Source organism: Pseudochelatococcus lubricantis (assembly GCF_011762225.1).
Lineage (GTDB): Bacteria > Pseudomonadota > Alphaproteobacteria > Rhizobiales > Beijerinckiaceae > Pseudochelatococcus > Pseudochelatococcus lubricantis.
The window spans coordinates 328,432-346,013 of record NZ_JAASQI010000002.1 but is presented as its reverse complement, the minus strand read 5'-3'; the positions used below and the strand labels follow the sequence as shown (position 1 = coordinate 346,013).

17 protein-coding genes and 1 tRNA gene are annotated in these 17,582 nt (G+C 66.8%); 8 read left to right on the top strand and 10 right to left on the bottom strand.

The features are described from left to right. Positions 1-37 precede the first annotated feature (37 nt). The 6 genes from FHS82_RS05515 (at position 38) to FHS82_RS05490 (ending at position 5,265) form a co-directional block, all read left to right on the top strand. Positions 38-499 (top strand): 3-hydroxyacyl-ACP dehydratase FabZ family protein, encoded by a 462-nt coding sequence (locus FHS82_RS05515; protein WP_166949652.1) that lies wholly within the window; start codon positions 38-40, stop codon positions 497-499. A 15-nt stretch (positions 500-514) separates the two neighbouring features. Further along, positions 515-1,690 carry a beta-ketoacyl-ACP synthase gene (locus FHS82_RS05510; protein ID WP_166949651.1) on the top strand — a complete coding sequence of 392 codons (1,176 nt, stop codon included), beginning with the start codon at positions 515-517 and terminating at the stop codon, positions 1,688-1,690. 2 nt (positions 1,691-1,692) lie between these two features. Beyond that, complete coding sequence (locus FHS82_RS05505) at positions 1,693-3,003, top strand: beta-ketoacyl-ACP synthase (RefSeq protein ID WP_166949650.1); 1,311 nt, start codon at positions 1,693-1,695, stop codon at positions 3,001-3,003. Further along, the gene (locus FHS82_RS05500; protein WP_166949649.1) at positions 3,000-3,755 is read left to right on the top strand and encodes an SDR family oxidoreductase; all 756 of its coding nucleotides are present in this window, start codon (positions 3,000-3,002) and stop codon (positions 3,753-3,755) included. Before FHS82_RS05505 ends, FHS82_RS05500 begins: the two co-directional genes overlap by 4 nt. A gap of 37 nt (positions 3,756-3,792) precedes the next feature. Then, positions 3,793-4,815 carry a zinc-binding dehydrogenase gene (locus FHS82_RS05495; protein ID WP_166949646.1) on the top strand — a complete coding sequence of 341 codons (1,023 nt, stop codon included), beginning with the start codon at positions 3,793-3,795 and terminating at the stop codon, positions 4,813-4,815. A 120-nt stretch (positions 4,816-4,935) separates the two neighbouring features. Continuing rightward, on the top strand, positions 4,936-5,265 hold the full coding sequence (locus FHS82_RS05490; protein WP_166949644.1) for a hypothetical protein: 330 nt from the start codon (positions 4,936-4,938) through the stop codon (positions 5,263-5,265). An 81-nt stretch (positions 5,266-5,346) separates the two neighbouring features. On the opposite strand, the gene FHS82_RS05485 is transcribed toward FHS82_RS05490, so the two are convergent. From FHS82_RS05485 to FHS82_RS05440, 10 genes are all read right to left on the bottom strand, one after another. Then, positions 5,347-6,576 (bottom strand): alpha/beta hydrolase, encoded by a 1,230-nt coding sequence (locus tag FHS82_RS05485; RefSeq protein ID WP_246225147.1) that lies wholly within the window; start codon positions 6,574-6,576, stop codon positions 5,347-5,349. Positions 6,577-6,746: 170 nt separating this feature from the next. Then, the gene (locus FHS82_RS05480; RefSeq protein WP_166949639.1) at positions 6,747-7,232 is read right to left on the bottom strand and encodes a F0F1 ATP synthase subunit B family protein; all 486 of its coding nucleotides are present in this window, start codon (positions 7,230-7,232) and stop codon (positions 6,747-6,749) included. Between the two features lie 9 nt (positions 7,233-7,241). Then, a complete protein-coding gene (locus FHS82_RS05475) occupies positions 7,242-7,778 on the bottom strand; it encodes a F0F1 ATP synthase subunit B family protein (RefSeq protein WP_166949637.1) in 537 nt (178 codons plus the stop codon). A gap of 204 nt (positions 7,779-7,982) precedes the next feature. Beyond that, complete coding sequence (locus tag FHS82_RS05470; protein WP_166949635.1) at positions 7,983-8,213, bottom strand: F0F1 ATP synthase subunit C; 231 nt, start codon at positions 8,211-8,213, stop codon at positions 7,983-7,985. 63 nt (positions 8,214-8,276) lie between these two features. Further along, on the bottom strand, positions 8,277-9,026 hold the full coding sequence (locus FHS82_RS05465; RefSeq protein WP_166949633.1) for a F0F1 ATP synthase subunit A: 750 nt from the start codon (positions 9,024-9,026) through the stop codon (positions 8,277-8,279). Between the two features lie 96 nt (positions 9,027-9,122). Then, positions 9,123-9,485, bottom strand: a complete 363-nt coding sequence (locus tag FHS82_RS05460; protein ID WP_208394102.1) for an AtpZ/AtpI family protein — start codon at positions 9,483-9,485, stop codon at positions 9,123-9,125. Between the two features lie 358 nt (positions 9,486-9,843). Next, positions 9,844-13,296: a chromosome segregation protein SMC gene (smc, locus tag FHS82_RS05455; protein WP_166949629.1), complete on the bottom strand. Its 3,453-nt coding sequence runs from the start codon at positions 13,294-13,296 to the stop codon at positions 9,844-9,846. 29 nt (positions 13,297-13,325) lie between these two features. Next, on the bottom strand, positions 13,326-13,973 hold the full coding sequence (locus FHS82_RS05450) for a DsbA family protein (protein WP_166949627.1): 648 nt from the start codon (positions 13,971-13,973) through the stop codon (positions 13,326-13,328). 134 nt (positions 13,974-14,107) lie between these two features. Continuing rightward, positions 14,108-15,400 carry a UDP-N-acetylglucosamine 1-carboxyvinyltransferase gene (gene murA, locus FHS82_RS05445; protein WP_166949624.1) on the bottom strand — a complete coding sequence of 431 codons (1,293 nt, stop codon included), beginning with the start codon at positions 15,398-15,400 and terminating at the stop codon, positions 14,108-14,110. A gap of 50 nt (positions 15,401-15,450) precedes the next feature. Further along, positions 15,451-15,663 (bottom strand): hypothetical protein, encoded by a 213-nt coding sequence (locus tag FHS82_RS05440; RefSeq protein ID WP_166948998.1) that lies wholly within the window; start codon positions 15,661-15,663, stop codon positions 15,451-15,453. Between the two features lie 377 nt (positions 15,664-16,040). On the opposite strand from FHS82_RS05440, the gene hemA reads away from it, so the two are divergent. Together hemA and FHS82_RS05430 are read left to right on the top strand one after the other, a co-directional pair. Next, positions 16,041-17,267 carry a 5-aminolevulinate synthase gene (gene hemA, locus FHS82_RS05435; RefSeq protein WP_166949622.1) on the top strand — a complete coding sequence of 409 codons (1,227 nt, stop codon included), beginning with the start codon at positions 16,041-16,043 and terminating at the stop codon, positions 17,265-17,267. Positions 17,268-17,493: 226 nt separating this feature from the next. Further along, a tRNA-Thr gene (locus tag FHS82_RS05430) sits at positions 17,494-17,568 on the top strand. The last annotated feature ends 14 nt before the right edge of the window (positions 17,569-17,582 follow it).

Sequence of the window (17,582 nt, the reverse complement as noted above, 5' to 3'; positions counted from 1 at the left end):
TTCATCCCGTGACAGGCCGTACGGTAAATACTCATAAATGCGCCTCGAATATTTTCAGATGATCGATCGCATCGCCTCCTTCAGCGACGCGGAGGAGCGCATCGAAGCGCGGTCGACGGTGCCTGATGCCAGTCCCGTTTTCGAGGGGCATTTCCCCGGCCATCCGCTGATGCCCGGCGTGCTGCTGACGGAAACGATGGCGCAGGCCTCCGGCTATCTCATTCTCGGCCTGATCCGCTTCACGCACATGCCATTTCTGGCGGGGGTCGAGAAGGCGAAGTTCCGGTCGTTCGTCGGCCCCGGCGCGCCGCTGGAGATCGTCGCCACGCGCGCGCATCAGGGCTCCGGCTATGCGGTGACGCGCGCCACGATCGCGAGCGACGGCAAGGCTATCTGCAACGCGGAGCTGATGTTCAAGCTGATGCCCTTTCCCGACGGCCTCTCCGCCCAGATGCGGGCGCAGGCGGCGGAAATCGGGCTCGTCCAGGAAATTGCCTGATTGGAGAATGCCCGAATGGCCAATGGCCCTGCCAGCGGGAACGACCGCGACGTCTGGATCACCGGGATCGGCCTCGTGTCGAGCCTCGGTGAGGGGCGCTCCGCGCACCTCGCTGCACTCGACGGCGACAGCACCGCGCAGGTCGACACCGATACTTTCGCGCCTTACCCCGTTCACCCCGCCGTGCCGCTGGACTGGAGCAAACAGATCCCCAAGAAGGCCGACCAGCGGCAGATGGAGAACTGGCAAAAGCTCGGCGTCTACGCAGCCGGCCTCGCACTGGAGGACGCGGGCCTCGCGCGCGATTCCGAACTGCGGCGCACGGTGCAGATGATTGTCGCCGCGGGCGGCGGCGAGCGCGATTACGCGGTGGACGGGCAGATCCTGTCCGGCATCGGCAAGGCGGAAAATGCCGAGGCCTTTCTCAACGAACGCCTCATGAGCGATCTGCGGCCAACGTTGTTTCTCGCGCAACTGTCGAACCTGCTCGCCGGCAACATTGCCATCGTGCAGGGCGTCACGGGCGCGTCGCGCACCTTCATGGGCGAGGAGCAGGCCGGCGTGGACGCGGTGCGGATCGCCCATGCGCGCATCGCCGCCGGCCAGGGCGATATCTTTCTCGTCGGCGGCTCCTACAACGCCGAGCGGCCCGACGCGCTGCTGATATACGAACTCGGCGGCTATCTGTGGAAAGAGCATTTCGCCTCCGTCTGGGACCGCCCCGGCGAAGGCGGCGGCTTCATTCTCGGCAGCGGCGCGGCCTTCCTCGTGTTCGAGGCACGCGCCCATGCGGAGGCGCGCGGCGCGAAGGCGCTCGCCGTGCTGCGCGGCGTCTCCTCGGACCATACCCGCCGCCATCCCGGCTCCGTGGGCGTCTCCGTGGAAAAGCTGTGGGAACAGAGTGGAAAAGCATTTCGCGGCATCGGCGGCGCCGTACTCTCGGGCGCGACCGGCGTCGCCGGCGTCACCGAGGAAGAGCGCGGCTCGCTGACGAAGCTGGTGCCAGGCATTCCCGTCCACGCCACCGGCGACATGTTCGGGCATACGCTTGAGGCGCAGTTCCCGCTCGGGCTGGCGCTCGCCACTGCGGCCGTCGAGGCCGGGCGGCTGCATCAGGCCGTCGTCACCAGCGTCGGCCACAAGCGCGGCGAGGGCCTCGCCCTCGTCGAAGCCGCCCCGAACGGAGGCTGATCATGACATCCGTCCCCTCCTCTTCCACGCGCGATGCACTCGGCCGCCCGCTCGTCGCCGTCACCGGCGCGGGCGTGGTCACATCCCTCGGCCAGGGCAAGGCCGACAACTGGTCGGCCTTGACGCAAGGGCGCTCGGGCGTGCATCGCATCACCCGCTTCAGCACCGACAACCTGCGCACCACGATCGCGGCCACGGTCGACTACGTGGAGGGCGCGGTGTCGAGCGCCCCCTTCCTGTCGGAGAAGCTCGCGGTGCTCGCGGCCGGCGAAGCCATTGCGCAGTCCGGCATCGGCACGCCCGGCGACTTTCCCGGCGCGCTGTTCATCGCCGTGCCGCCGGTCGAGATGGAATGGCCGCAGCGTATCGCGCTCGCGCGCGCCAGCGGCAGGACGGACGACATCACCTATGCCGATCTGCTGCGCGCTGCCGGCAGCGGCGCGTTTTCCGCCTGGCACGACCTGTTCCTGTTCGGCACGGTCGCCGAGCACATCGCGGAGCGTTTCGGCACGCGCGGCTCGCCCATCTCGCTCTCGACCGCGTGCTCGTCCGGCGCGACGGCGATCCAGCTCGGCGTCGAGGCCATTCGCCGGGGCGAGACGCAGGCGGCGCTCGCCATCGGCACCGACGGCTCGGTGCATGCGGAAGCGCTGATCCGCTTCTCGCTTCTCTCGGCGCTGTCCACTCACAACGACGATCCGGCCGGCGCGTCCCGCCCCTTCTCGAAGAACCGCGACGGTTTCGTCATGGGTGAGGGTGCGGGCGCCTTCGTGCTGGAGGATTACGACGCCGCGCGGGCGCGCGGCGCGACCATTCTCGGCATTGTCGCCGGCTGCGGTGAACGCGGAGACGGCTTCCACCGCACGCGCACCAGCCCTGACGGCGGCCCTGCCATCGCCGCGATCCGCGAAGCCGTCTCGGATGCGGGCCTCACGCCCGACGACATCGACTATATCAACGCCCATGGCACCAGCACGCCGGAGAACGACAAGATGGAGTCGCTCGCCTGCCTCGCGGTTTTCGGCGAGCGCATGAACGCAGCTTCCGGCTCCCTGCCCATTTCGTCCAACAAATCCATGATCGGGCATACGCTGACTGCCGCCGGCGCGGTCGAAGCGGTGTTCTCGCTGCTCACGATCCTCAACGGGCGGCTGCCGCCCACCATCAACTACGAGTTGCCGGATCCCGCCATCGGGCTCGACGTCGTGCCCAACACGGCGCGCGACGCCACGGTTTCGAGAGTGTTGTCCAACTCCTTCGGCTTCGGCGGCCAGAACACCTGTCTGGTGATCACAGCGGAGCCGGGCGCGTGAGCACGACCGCCAACAAGCGCGTTCTCGTCACTGGCGGCGCGAAGGGGCTCGGCGCGGCCATCGTCGCCGCCCTCGCAAGTGCCGGCTATGACGTGGACTTCACTTATCGCTCCTCCGGCGACGCCGGCGTGGCGCTGGCCGCACGCCTGAAGGCGGAAGGGCGGGCTGTACGCGCCTTCGCGCTCGACCTCGCCGACGGTGCAGCGCTCGATGCCTTCTGCGCGGGTATCGAGGACGACACCTACTACGGTTTCGTCCATAACGCCGGCCAGTCCTACGACGCGCTTGCGGCCGTCATGGCCCAGGACAATGCCGAAGCCGTGATGCAGGTGAACTTCTGGTCGTTCGCCCGGCTGGCCAAGGCGCTCGTGCGCCCGATGATCCGCGCCCGCGAGGGGCGCATTGTCGCCATCGGCTCGGTCGCGGCGCTGCATGGCAACCCCGGCAACGCCGCCTATGCGGCCTCGAAGGGCGCGCTGCTGAGCTATCTGCGCACACTCACCGTGGAAACCGCGCGGCGCGGCGTCACCGTCAACTACATCGCGCCGGGCTTTATCGACACCGACATGCTGGCCCCCTACGCCGCCCATCGCGCCAACATGGAAAGGCAGATTCCCGCCGGCCGGTTCGCGCGTGTCGACGAAGTCGCGGGGCTCGCCGCCTTTTTGCTTTCGCCACCCGCCGCCTATATGACGGGTGCGGTGCTGCCAATCGATGGCGGACTGACGGCCCAGATCGGCATCCACCGCTGATCGCCGTCCTCACCGCTTTACAACAAGGAATATCGCCATGCGCGCCCTGCAACTCTTCGGTGACCGTGACCTGCGCCTCGTGGATGTCGATGCGCCGCCCGCGCCCGGTCCCGGTGAGGTGCAGGTGCGCATTCGCGCCGTTGGCCTCAACCATATCGACGTATGGGGCTTTCGCGGGATGGCCTTCGCGAAGCGCAAACTGCCGCTGACCGTCGGCGCGGAGGCGTCCGGTGAAATCGTCGCTGTCGGCGAGGGTGTGAGCCGGGTCGCGGCGGGTGACCGCGTGGCGCTCTATGGCGCGAAAACCTGCGGCGAGTGCCGGGCCTGCCGCGAGGGACACGACAACCTGTGCGAGAATGTCGCCGGCATCATGGGTTTCCATGTCGATGGCTTCACCTGCGAACTGGTCAACATGCCGGAGCGGCTGCTGGTCAAGGTTCCGGATGGCGTCTCCTTCGAGGAAGCCGCCTGCGCGCCGATCGCTTTCGGCACGGTTCAGCACATGTTGTTCGACAACGCGAAGCTGGAAGCGGGCGAGACAGTGCTGGTGCACGCCGGCGGCTCCGGCATCGGCACGGCTGCGGTCCTGATGGCCAAGGCGATCGGCTGCACCGTGATCACCACCGTGGGCGACGACGAAAAGGGCGCCAAGGTGAAAGCCCTCGGCGCGGACCACGTTATCAACTACCGCACGGACAGGTTCGAGGGTGTGGTGCGCAAGCTCACGGGACGCAAGGGTGTCGATGTCGTCTTCGAGCATGTCGGCGCCGATACGTGGAACGGCTCGCTGCTCAGCCTCAAGCGCGGCGGCCGGCTGGTGACGTGCGGATCGACGTCGGGCGTCTCCACCACCATGAACCTGATGCAGCTTTTTCAGCAACAGTACCGTATCTTTGGTTCCTTCGGCTGCACCATCCGCAATATCGGTGAGGCACTCGACAAGATGGCTGCGGGCATCCGCCCGGTCATCGATACGGTCTACAGTCTCGATCATTTCCAGGACGGCCTCGACCGGCTGGAAAGCCGCAAGGTGTTCGGCAAGCTCATCGTCACCGTCTGATATCCTCAGCCACGGTATTCGAGCGGGCTTCGCTCAGGCGCCGCACTCCCGATTCAGTAATTGTCGTTTTGATGAACCCGTGCCAACATAGGATGTTGATTATTGTCTCGGGAGATGTTCATGACGCGGCTCACCTGGTTTCTAGCCCGCCACGCCCTCATCGGTTTCAGCATTGCCGCGCTGTTTGCCGGAATGTTGTTCGGGCTCGACGTCGCCGGCCTGCATACCCTCGTCGCGGCGTCTCCGGTCGGGATGGTTGCCGCAGGGGCGCTGACTTTCTTGCTCTGCCTTACGTTCGGCAGCATCCAGATGGGCATCGCGGTGATGCAGCTTGAAGAGCGAGATACGCCTCCGCGCGGGCGCCGCCTGCGCCTCGCGCCTGTTCCGCCTCGCGGCGGCCTCGGAGCACCGGTTCCCGTGCGTGTCACGGTCGATGCCCGGCGGCGGTGAAGCTTTTTACACTGCCTCCCGGAAGCGGATGCCACTTCCGGGGAAAGGTGTTGCATAGACAAACGGACGGCGCATCGCCTTTCAGCGCACGGAACCTGTCGTTTTGGCCAGCTCATCGCCAAAGCCTTCGAACTGGCTGCCAAGATTGTTGCGCGTATTGGGATCGATAACCGCAACAGGCGCAGCGAGCACGAGGCCCGCCGCCGTTCCCACCGAAGAGGCCGCGCCAGCCGTGATCTGGATGATGTGGTCGCCGAGGCCGACGCGCGAGTCGGTCATGGTCTGCCCACCGGCCAGACGGCCGCCGATCAACTGCACCACCTCCGGGCTTTCCGCGAAAGTGCCGTGATTCAGACGATCGGCTGTGCGCACGCCGGTGAGGTCGACCACGGTCACGTTATCGCGCCGGAGTTCGGTTTTGAACGGCTCGACCGCGGGATCGATGGCGCCAAGCCGTGCCGTGCTGCCCCAGACGCGGCGTGAAAGCGCGAGTGCGCGGTCATCCCGCGAGGTAAACAGCACGAAATTCGCGCTGCGCTTGCCTTTGACACCGCTTCCCTTGATCTGGGCGACCTGCGTGCGGAAGACGTCGATATCGACGTCGGGCGCCGCCAGCATGACGTTGGCGATCTTGGGCGCAAGTCGACCGTTGTTGCGAATCGCCATCTGCCGCAAGGCTTCCAGCGTCACCCAGTTGCCCATGGAGTGGGCGAGGATTGATATTTCACCCACCCGCTTATCGCGGGACAACTCGGCGAGCAGATTTTCCAGATTGTCGCGCGAGAAATTGGCGCTCTCACGGTCATAGCCGTACGCAAGCAGGCTGCCGCGAGACGGCCACGTAAACAGGACCGGCGCGACCTTCGCGTCCGAATCGTTCACGATCTGCGCGAAACGGAAAACAGCGTCTTCAAAACGATTATTATAGCCGTGCACGAACACCAGCACGTTGCCGTGCGGCACCTTCGCCACAGTGCGGCGGAACCGGCGCAACGCCTCGTCCTGATTGACGATATCGGCACGCAGTGTCACGAAATCGGTGGCCGGGTTGCCCGGCAAACGCCGCGGCCACTGCACCTCGCCGATGGTGCGCGCCTCCTTCGGCGGAATGGATACCGTGATGTCCGCAAAAGCAGGGGTGGGGCTGCGCTCGCCGGAGAAAAGCTCGCCCCGGTTCGCGGACTTGCCGCGAGTGGTCGCCACGAGCATATCCACCTGGGTCGCGCCGGGAGACGTTTCCGCCACCGGCCCCAGGACGCCGCGCGGATTGCCGGCACAGGATGCAAGCACGATACCGACTGTGCCCACCATCAGGAAACGGGAGCCACGGAGCGATACCTTGCGGAAACGTTCGACCGGTTTCATGGGCCCCGCCCTTGTCGGATCAACGAGTTGACGACCAGATTCTTACAAGACGATCCTGAAGGGCATGAGCCCCCCAGGATCACATATTCTTTCCCGATACGCCTGACAGCACTGCGTCAGTGGATCTGCGTGCGGACCTCGTTGAGGCTTTCCTCGAACAGCCGCTCTGCGGTCTTGCCCTTCAGGCTGCCGCGCAGGATTTCCTCCGCCGCACGCACGGCCGCTTCAGCCGCAGCGGTCTTGACGTCGGCCGTGGCTTGCGTCTCCGCCTGCGCGATCTTGGCCTCCGCCGCCTTGGTCCGCCGCGCGATGAAATCCGTCAGGCGGGCATGGGCTTCCTCGGCAGCGCGTTCCGCTTCGGTGCGCGCGTTGTCGACGATCGCCTGGGCTTCGGCCTCGGCGGCGACACGCTTCGCCTCATAGGCCTTCAGCAGCGCTTCAGCCTCGTCGCGCAGCCGGCGAGCCTCGGCCAGATCGCTAGCGATCTGCTTCGTGCGGTCGTCGAGCGGGCCGACGAGCATCTTGCCCGCCCCCATCTTCAGAGCGATGCCGACAAAGCAGAAAAACGAAACGGCAACCCAGAATTCAGCTTCCCAGAACATGGTTGCCTCCTATCGGCCATCGAGGGCGGACTTGACCGCGGCATCCACGGCGATCGCCGTGGGCGCGCTGCCCAGGATGCGCTCCACGATAGCGGAGGCCGCATCACCCGCGATCTCACCGACATGCGTCAGCGCCTGCGTCTTGGTATCGGCGATGGTCTTTTCCGCGGCTGCGATCCGGGCCGAAAGATCCTGCTCCAGCGACTTGCGCCGGGCATCGCTTTCAGCACTAAGGCGCGCGCGGGTATCCTCGGCTATGGACCGGGCGTTGGCCTTGGCCGTGGCGAGTTCCGCCTCGTAGGCCTTGAAAGCCTCATCCGCCTGCGCCTTGAGCCGGGCGGCATCATCGAGATCCGTATCTATTCGCTGCTTGCGATCCGCGATCACCGCCGCGATGCGCGGCAAGGCAATCTTCGACACGAACCAGTACAGGAATGCGAACGTCACCGCGAGCCAGAACAGCTGCGACGCAAAGGTTTCGGCGTTAAACGGAGGAAAGCCGACCTCGTGCGCGACTTCAGCCCCGGTTTTGATCGCTTCAGCCATCTGTCAACTCCCCCTCACAACGAGGCTCATGCACCACGCCCGACACACGTCTGCTCCGGAGAGGCAAATCCGGCCCGGCGAAACTGGTGCCAAAACAGACAGACAGGTCCGCAAGCCTGCTATTTTGCAGACAGCGGCCTATCGCGGCGCTCGTCTTCGGGAGAAGCCCCCGAAGACAAATGCCGCCGTCACCGTATCAATCAATCAGACGGCGAAGAGAAGCAGGAGCGCGATCAGCAGCGAGAAGATGCCGAGAGCTTCCGTGAGGGCGAAGCCCAGAACCAGCGTGCCGCGCTGCGCGTCAGCCGCGCTCGGGTTGCGGAAGGCGCCGGCGAAAAACTGGCCGAACAGGTTGCCCAGCGCGAGAGCAGCGCCAGCCAGACCGAAGCAGGCGAGACCAGCACCAATGTACTTAGCAGCAGCAGCGAGTTCCATGGAAAGCTCCTTCGAGTAACTCTTGACGTGATGGCGGAACAACCGGCCGGGTTATAGCTTCGATCAGTGGCCGGGATGCAGGGCGTCGTGCAGATAAAGACTGGTCAGCACGGCGAAAACGTAGGCCTGAAGCACCGCCACCAGAACTTCGAGGGCGGTCAGCGCGACAGTGAAGGCCAGCGGCAGCGGCGACAGGAAGGCGGCGAAGCCCCCTGCCAGCAGCGCGGCGACGAAGCCCGCGAAAATCTTGAGGGCGATGTGGCCGGCAAGCATGTTGGCGAAAAGACGGACAGAGAGGCTGACCGGACGAGAGATGAACGACACCACCTCGATCGCCACGATCAGCGGCAGGAGCCAGCCCGGCACACCCGACGGCACGAAGATGTTGAGGAACTTCGCGCCGTGCTTGGCAACGCCGTAGCCGATCACTGTGAAGATCACCAGCAGCGCCAGCGCCGCCGTCACGATGATGTGGCTCGTGACCGTGAATGCATAGGGCAGCAGGCCGAGCAGATTGGCGATGAGCACGAAGGTGAAGAGCGAGAACACGAGCGGCAGAAACACGAGGCCGTCCTTGCCCGCCGATTGTCGGACGGTACTGGCGACGAACTCATAGAGCAGTTCGCCCAGATTCTGCCACCGCCCCGGCACGACCGCGCGCGGCGCGGTCGCAGCCGCCAGGAAAGCCGTGATCACACCAACCGCCAGCACCATGAACAGCGCGGAGTTGGTGAAGGTGACGGGCGAGTCGCCCAGATGGAACAACGGTCCGGTGAAATGCCGAATCTCAAATTGTTCGGTAGGACTCGCCATGGCCGTTCAGCCCCCGCTGTCTGCGTGCGGACGGTTTTCCGCCGCATCTGCCTCGCCACCCGCCCGGCACGCCGCGCCGGCCAGAAATTCACCGCATCATCGTCCGCCCGACCCATGGTCGCGCGGTGTTTTCAGATACCCTGCCGCCCGTAGCACGTTCCAGACGCCTGTCAAGAAGCCCAGCAGCAGAAAAACGATCAAGCCCCAGGGCGAGAGCCCCAGATAGGTGTCAATAGCCCAACCGATGCCCGCGCCAGCCACCACACCGGCGATGAACTCCCCCGACAGCCGCAAGGCGTTGGACATGGCCGTGGCGTCACCACCCGGCCGCGGCTCCTGCGCCTTGCGGGCGGCCAGAGCTTCCCTTTCCTTCGCGGACAACCGGCGGCCGAGATCATCGAGCCTTTTGGCGAGATCACGATCTTCGGGTTGCCTGCCGTCCTCACCGTTTCCAGACATGCGACGATCCCCTGGCACAATGCGTTTTCCGCGCATTATCACCGAAATCGAAACTTTTCAAAAGCATGCGCCGGATTCGATACGGACGGATTCCCGTGGCCGCGCGGCTGCCGTAAGGCCTGCAACCGTTCATCCACAAGGAATGCGGCGCAACATAGTGAGTGTGACAGCCGGTGTCAACATGAGCCAGACAATGAATAAGTCTATGTAATATAAAAGAAATATTCCTTTTGAGCTAAATCGGCACACCGAAGCTGACGATTTCCGCCCGCATGGTCTTCCGCGCAACACCTGAGGCGGACGATTCACTAGCGCTGCGGAATTCGCCTTTTCCCGGAAGGAAATAGCGGGGCGTCCATCAGCCGACGTCAAGGATTTGTCCTGCAAGCGCCAGATCGACCGACACGAGCTGGGAGACGCCCTTCTCCGCCATTGTCACGCCGAACAGCCTGTCCATCGCCGCCATGGTGATGGGGTTGTGGGTGATGACGATGAAGCGCGTCAGCGTCTGGCCCGCCATGGTGCGCAGCAACTCGCAATAGCGCTCGACATTGGAATCGTCGAGAGGCGCGTCCACCTCATCGAGCACGCAGACGGGCGAGGGGTTTGTCAGAAACACGGCGAAAATCAGGGCGATAGCCGTCAGCGCCTGCTCGCCGCCGGACAGCAGCGTCAGCACCTGCGGCTTCTTGCCCGGCGGGCGGGCATAGATTTCCAGCCCCGCCTCCAGCGGATCGTCGGAATCGACCAGGGTCAGATCGGCCGTGCCGCCGCCGAACAGCGACGTGAACAGGCTCTGGAAATGGCCGTTGACGACATCGAAAGCGGCCATCAGCCGCTCGCGCCCCTCGCGGTTGAGGTTGCCGATCGCCTGCCTGAGCCGCCGAATCGCCTCGACCAGTTCGTCGTGCTCGGCGCCGATACCGTCCCGCTTGCCCTGCGCCTCGTCAAGCTCCGCCTCGGCCCGCAGGTTGACGGCGCCGAGCCGCTCCCGGTCGAGGCGCAGCGCGATCAGGCGCTGGTCGACCTCCTGCGATTCGGGCAGGGGCGCCTCGGGGTCGTGTTCCGCATGCGCGTGCAGGGCCTCTGGCGCCACGCCGACCGAATCGGCAATCTGGCGGATGATGTCGGCGAGCCGACCGCGCGCTGCCTCGCCCATTGCCTGCGAGCGCGCCCGCGCCTCGCGCGCCGAGGCGAGCGCATCGAGCGCGGCGCGCGCCGCCTCGTCCGCCGCCGCCAGCGCTGTTTCCGCCGCGCGGCGGGCGTTAGCGGCCTGCTCCAGCGCGGCCTGCGCTTCGGCCACGGCGGCGGCGAGCCCGTTGCGGCGCACGGCCTTGTCCTCGGCCGTCTCCGTCAGGTCCACCAGCGTCTCGCGCGCGGACGACAGCCGCTCCGCGACGTCAGCCAGCACCGAATCGGCTCGTGACCGGCGTTCCTCCCAAGCCCTCGATTCGGCGGCGATGGCCTGCCGGCGGCGAGTCTGCGCGCCGATGTCGCGCTGGAGGCCCTGCAAGGCACGTTCTGATTCGCCGTGCGCGGCACGTATCTGTGCGGCATAGCGGCGCGCCTTCTCCAACGCCTCGTCGTCGACCGGCGGAAGCGTGCCCAGTTCGGAACGCGCGGCTTCAAGCCCTTCCCGCGCTTGCGCTTCGCCCGCCGCCAGCCGCGTATGCGCCTCTTCCAGCGCGGCGTGTCTGGCAGTCGACGCCGCAGCGGCGCGTTCGGCGTCGAGCAGCTTCACGCGCGCGCTTTCGGCCGCGCGACGGGCTGCGCGCTGGGCGTCGAGCGCCCGCGCCTCCTCGTCGTCCGCCGCGCGCGTGCGGGCTTGTGCCGCGTCGAGGGCCTGCCGCCGCGCCTCCGCTTCGGAGTCGGCTTCCTCCGCCTCCCGCTGCAGATCGGCGAGGCGGTTGCGCTCCGCGAGCCGAATCGCCGCGGCGGAAGGGGCGTCCGCCGCGCGTGTGAGACCGTCCCAACGCCAGACATCACCTTCTTGCGAGACCAGCCGCTGGCCAGGCACGAGATGCGCGCGCAACAGCGGCCCCGCCTCCCGCGACACGACGCCGGTCATGCGCAGCCTGCGGGTCAGAACGGCGGGCGCCTCGACGACCTCCGAGAGCGGCGCGGCGCCGGCCGGCAGCGCGGCGTCGGCCTCCCCTTCCCCCGAATCGGCCCAGTGCACGGCCGCGGCGGCATCGGTCGCGGCCAGCAGATCGTCGCCGAGGGCGGCGCCAAGCGCCGTCTCGAAGCCCTTCTCCACGCGGACGGAATCGAGCACCGGCGCGAAGCCGCCGTCGGCGGCCGGCGCCACCAGACGCGCCAGCACCGCCGCCTCAGCGCCGAGATGCTGGGCGCGCCTCACGGCCTCGTCGAGCGGCTTGCGCAGGGCGGCCTCCGCCTCACGCGCCGTAGCGACGCCCGTGCGCGCGGCAAGCGCCCGATCTTCCGCCTCGCCATGCGACGCCTCGAAGCCTTCAAGCTCCTCGCGCAACAGGTCGAGCGTCTCGCTTGCCTGCGCCTGTGCCGCCAGCGCGTCGAGATCGCCCGCCACGCGCCGGCGCTCGGCCGCGAGCTTTTCGAGGCGCTGTTCCTCCTGGCCGATCTGGCGTGCCAATGCCGCGCGCCGCGCGCCAGCATCAGCAACCGCAGCCTGCACACGGCCGAATTCCGCCTCAGAATCCTCCAGCGACAACTGCGTCTGCGCGACGACTTCCGCTGCCTCCACCAGTTCGTCCTGCGCATGGGCGAGGCGCGCGTGCAGGGCGGCGTCCTCATCCTGCAAGCGTGCAGTCATGACGACGGCGTCCTGCGCCTGTGTCTTTTCCCGTTCGAGATCGCGTTCAAGTTCGGCGATGCGGCGGGCAGTGTCCGCGGCGCGATCGCGGTCGCGCCGCTCCCCCGCTTCCAGTTCCGCCAGTTCCTGCATGCGCCGCTGCAGCTCCTGCCCGGCCCCCTCCTCCGCCGTGCGCGCCTGCGCCAGCGTGTGGGCAGCGAGGCCGTGCGTGTAGGCCGCCTGCGCCTGCCGGTCGTTGCAGGCGAGCACCGCCTGCCCGTCCGCACGGGCCTCCTCCTCCGCCGTAGCGAGCTGCGCCGTGGCCGCGCGCCAGGCGATGAGGAAGCCAATCGCCTCCACCTTGCGAATCTCCGCGGAGAGCGCCCGGTAGCGGATGGCCTGGCGCGCCTGCCGACGCAGGCTGTCGACCTGGCCGTCGATCTCGCGCATCACGTCCTCAAGACGCTGCAGGTTGTCCTCCGCCGCGCGCAGTCGCAGTTCCGCCTCGTGGCGGCGGCTGTAGAGGCCGGCCACACCGGCCGCATCCTCCAGAATGCGCCGGCGTGCGACCGGCTTGGCGGCGATGATCTCGCCGATTTGCCCCTGCCGCACCATGGCGTGCGAGCGCGCGCCCGTCGCCGCATCCGCGAACAGCAACTGCACGTCGCGCGCCCGCACCTCGCGGCCGTTGATGCGATAGACCGAGCCGCCGTCGCGCATGATCTTGCGCGAGACTTCCAGCACGTCCGAATCGTTGAAATGGGCGGGCGCGGTGCGGGCGGAATTATCGATGGAAAGCACCACCTCGGCGCTGTTGCGCGCCGGGCGCGTGTTGGAGCCGCCGAAGATCACGTCGTCCATGCCCGAGGCGCGCAGGGACTTGTAGGAGTTCTCCCCCATTACCCAGCGCAGCGCCTCGACGAGATTCGACTTGCCGCAGCCGTTCGGCCCCACCACGCCGGTGAGGCCGGGCTCGATCAGGAACTCGCTCGGTTCGACGAACGTCTTGAAGCCGACGATGCGCAGTCGGTTAAGCTTCACCGCGTCTCCTCACGCCGGGCGAGCCGCTCTCATTCGGCGAGCAGCGGCCCGATCGCCTTGTCCAGATCGCTCAGGGACAGCGCGCCGGGATACCGCTTGCCGTTGATGAAGAAGGTCGGCGTGGCGTTGATGCCGAACTCGCTCGCCGCCCGCTCGCGCACGGCGATAATGCCGTCGTACAGCTTGCGGTCCTTGATGGTGGCGTCAAAGTCCTCCTGCGTGATGCCGGCCTGCCGCAGTGTCTGGAGCAGCGAATCAAGCGGCTTCTGGTCGCCGGGCTTCGCCCAGGTCTTGCCCTGCTGGGTGAACAGCAGGTCCGTGACCGCATAGAACTTGTCGTTGCCGCGGAAGCGCGCCAGCATGAAGCCGAGCAGCGCAAGGTCGTCGAGCGGGAACTCGCGCAGAATGAACTTCACCTTGCCGGTATCGATGTACTTTTCCTTGAAGGCGGCAAAGGTTTCGTTGTGGAAGGCGGCGCAGTGCGAGCAGGTGAGCGAGGCGTATTCGATCACCGTGACCTTGGCATCGTCAGCGCCGAGCGTGACGTCGCCCAGCGGCCCGGGCGCGGCGAGCGCGACGACGGAAACGTCCTGCGCCATGGCGATGCCTCCCCGGCCGAAAAGGCCGGCGGCCGTGCCAGCGGCGATTGCTGTGATCACGTTACGACGTGTCGTCATCTTTCCTGTCTCCAACGGAAGCGCACCACACCGGGGCATTATCCACAGCACGGGAAACTGGGGCATCCGCCCCTTCGAGGCAAGGGCCACGCGATGGCGATCACGCAAATATCAGCGGATATCCGCGCGGGCGATCAGGAATTGCTGATTCGCTCGATCCGCGCGCCGCATGCCCCCAGCTTGTGCTCCAGCGCCTCGAAGCCGCGGTCGAGGTGGTAGACGCGGTTGACGGTCGTCTCCCCCTCGGCGGCGAGCGCGGCGATGACGAGCGAGACGGAGGCACGCAGGTCCGTCGCCATCACCGGCGCGCCGGTGAGGCGCTGCACACCCTCGACATAGGCGAGATCGCCGTCGAGCCGGATGCGCGCGCCCAGCCGGGCAAGTTCCTGCACGTGCATGAAGCGGTTCTCGAAAATCGTCTCCCTGATGCGCGACGTGCCGCGCGCCCGCGTCATCAGTGCCATGAACTGCGCCTGAAGATCGGTAGGGAAGCCGGGGAACGGCTCCGTCGTCACGTCGACGGCCGTGATGCCGTGGCCGTTGCGCACCACGCGGATGCCCTCGTTGGTGGGCGTGATCTCCGCGCCGGCGCTCTCCAGCGTGTCGAGCGCGTTCTGCAGCAGGTCCGGCCGCGCGCCTTCCAGCAGCACGTCGCCGCCGGTCATCGCCACGGCCATGGCATAGGTGCCCGTTTCGATGCGGTCGGGCAGCACGGTGTGCTCCGTGCCGCCGAGCCGCGCCACGCCGTCGATGACGATGCGCGGCGTGCCCGCCCCCGTGATGCGCGCGCCCATCGCCGTCAGGCACTGGGCGAGATCGACGACCTCCGGCTCGCGCGCCGCGTTCTCGATCACCGTGGTGCCGTCGGCGAGAACGGCGGCCATCAGGGCCGTGTGCGTGCCGCCCACCGTCACCTTCGGGAAGACGATGTCGCCGCCCTTCAGCCCCTTCGGCGCCCGCGCCACGGCATAGCCGCCGTCAATGTCGATGCTGGCCCCCAGGCGCTCCAGCGCCATCAGCAGCAGATCCACGGGCCGCGTGCCTATGGCGCAGCCGCCGGGCAGCGAGACGCGCGCCTCGCCCATGCGCGCGAGCAGCGGCGCGATGACCCAGAAGCTCGCCCGCATCTTCGAGACGAGTTCGTAGGGCGCGGTGGTATCGATGATGTCGCGCGCGCGCAGCCGGATGCTCTGGCCGGTCACTGCCGTCTGGCCCGGGCGCTTGCCGGCGACGCCGTGATCGACGCCATGATTGCCGAGAATGCGCAGGAGCTGCGCGACGTCGGCCAGCCTCGGCACGTTGTGCAACTGAAGCGTCTCGTCGGTGAGAAGGCTTGCGATCATCAGCGGCAGAGCCGCATTCTTCGCGCCCGAAATCGGTATGGCGCCGTTCAGCGCTTCCCCGCCGACAATACGAATCCGGTCCATTCAGTTGCCTTCCTTTCAATCCGCCGCCTGCCGGCGCCCGTTCCAGTCGCTCAAGCCCCGCCCTCTCCGGATGATGCATCGCCCCCCGCCGTGCCGGAATCGGGAGCGCCCGCGACTTCCCCGGCGCGATCGTGCGCTTCCGCTTCGCGGCTTTCATCCTGCGCCTCGCGCGCGCGTTCGCGCGTCTGGCGTTTGCGGCGCTTGAGATTTTCACGCAGCGCCAGAGCAAGTCTGGTCTGGCGGTCCGGCGTCGATGCACTCATGACAGGATCATTCAGACAGGCAAACATCCGTGCTCGCCGGAACCTGGCAACCGCAGCGTCTCCGGCATCACGACATCGAATACACAGCGATAACCATGCGGGCGGCCGCGCGCAACAGGAATATGCCCGGCGCCGCCGCGCGGCGGGCATGCGCCTGCGGCGAGACGACCACTTGCGCCGCGTAACATGGCGTGGGAAATGTTGATTTATCGTTGATTGTAACGATACTCGGATCGGAAAGCGGTTTTCTCCCCGGCGTCTGCCGTCCGGGCCAAAGCTGCCGCCGATGGAAAACTGCCTGCAGCCGCAGGCGAAGGAAAGTTGCCTGCAGCCGCAGGCGGGGTCCGCCGCCGGGCCGTCGCCTTCATGGACAGCCGATGAATTACGATCATTATTTCAACACCGCCCTCGATACCCTGCATCAGGAGCGGCGGTACCGGGTTTTCGTCACGCTGGAAAAGGATGCGGCCCGCTTTCCCCACGCCACCCGCCAGACCGACGCCGGCACCCGCGATGTCGTCATCTGGTGCTCCAACGACTATCTGGGCATGAGCCTGCATCCCGACACCATCGGCGCGATGGTGGAAACCGCGCAGCGCATGGGCGTGGGCGCGGGCGGCACGCGCAACATCTCCGGCACCAGCGGTCCGATCGTGGCGCTGGAACGGGCGCTGGCGAACCTGCACCGGAAGGAAGCCTCCCTCGTCTTCACCTCCGGCTATGTCTCCAACGAGACCGGCATCGCAACCATCGCGAAGCTGCTGCCCGACTGCCTGCTGCTCTCCGACGAATGGAACCACAATTCCATGATCCAGGGCGTGCGCCGCTCGGGGGCGGAAAAGGCCGTTTTCCGCCACAACGACCTCGGGCATCTCGAAGATCTGCTGAAGGCTGCCGGGCGCGAACGGGCCAAGATGATCGTGTTCGAGAGCGTGTACTCCATGGACGGCGACGTGTCGCCCATTCATGCCATCTGCGATCTGGCCGAACGCTACCACGCCCTCACCTATATCGATGAGGTGCATGCGGTCGGCCTCTACGGCGCGACCGGCGCGGGCTACGCGGAGGAGGTCGGCGCGCAGGACAGGCTCGACATCGTCGAGGCGACGCTCGCCAAGGGGTTCGGCTGCATCGGCGGCTATATCGCGGCGAAGTCGGCCATTGTCGACGCGGTCCGCTCCAACGCGCACGGCTTCATCTTCACTACCGCCCTGCCGCCGGCGGTCGCGGCGGCGGCGCTGGCATCCGTGGAGCATCTGTCGAAGAGCGGCAGCGAGCGGCAGGCGCACCGCAAGCAGGTGGCGCGCACGAAAGAAGTGCTGAAGCGGGCCGGGTTGCCGGTGCGCGACAACCCGACCCACATCGTGCCCGTCATGGTCGGCGATCCGGAGCGCACCAAGGCGGCGAGCGACCTGCTGCTCGACGAGCACGGCATCTACGTGCAGCCCATCAATTACCCGACCGTGCCGCGCGGCACGGAGCGCCTGCGCATCACACCCACGCCGTTCCATACGGATGCCCTGATCGACGACCTCGCCGCCGCGCTCGTCGCCGTCTGGGGCAAGCTCGATCTGCCGCTGCACGCCGCCCGCGCGGCGGCGTGAGGCGAGGCACGGGGACCGGCGCAACGAAAAACCGCCGTCATCCCCGGCTTCCCGCACAGGAGGGGTTGACGGGTGCGGCGCACCTGCTTAAGGAGGTGCGCACAGTCAGGAAAGCCCATCGCTTCGTTTGTGGACATCCTCCTGCTCGTATTGCCGGGCCGCCCCATGCGTGGCAATGTCCGGCTTCATCGAAGAGGGCCTCACCCATGCGGGCCTTCCTTCAGGCGCTGCTGTAGCTCAGTGGTAGAGCACTCCCTTGGTAAGGGAGAGGTCGACAGTTCAATCCTGTCCAGCAGCACCATTAAAATCAAATGC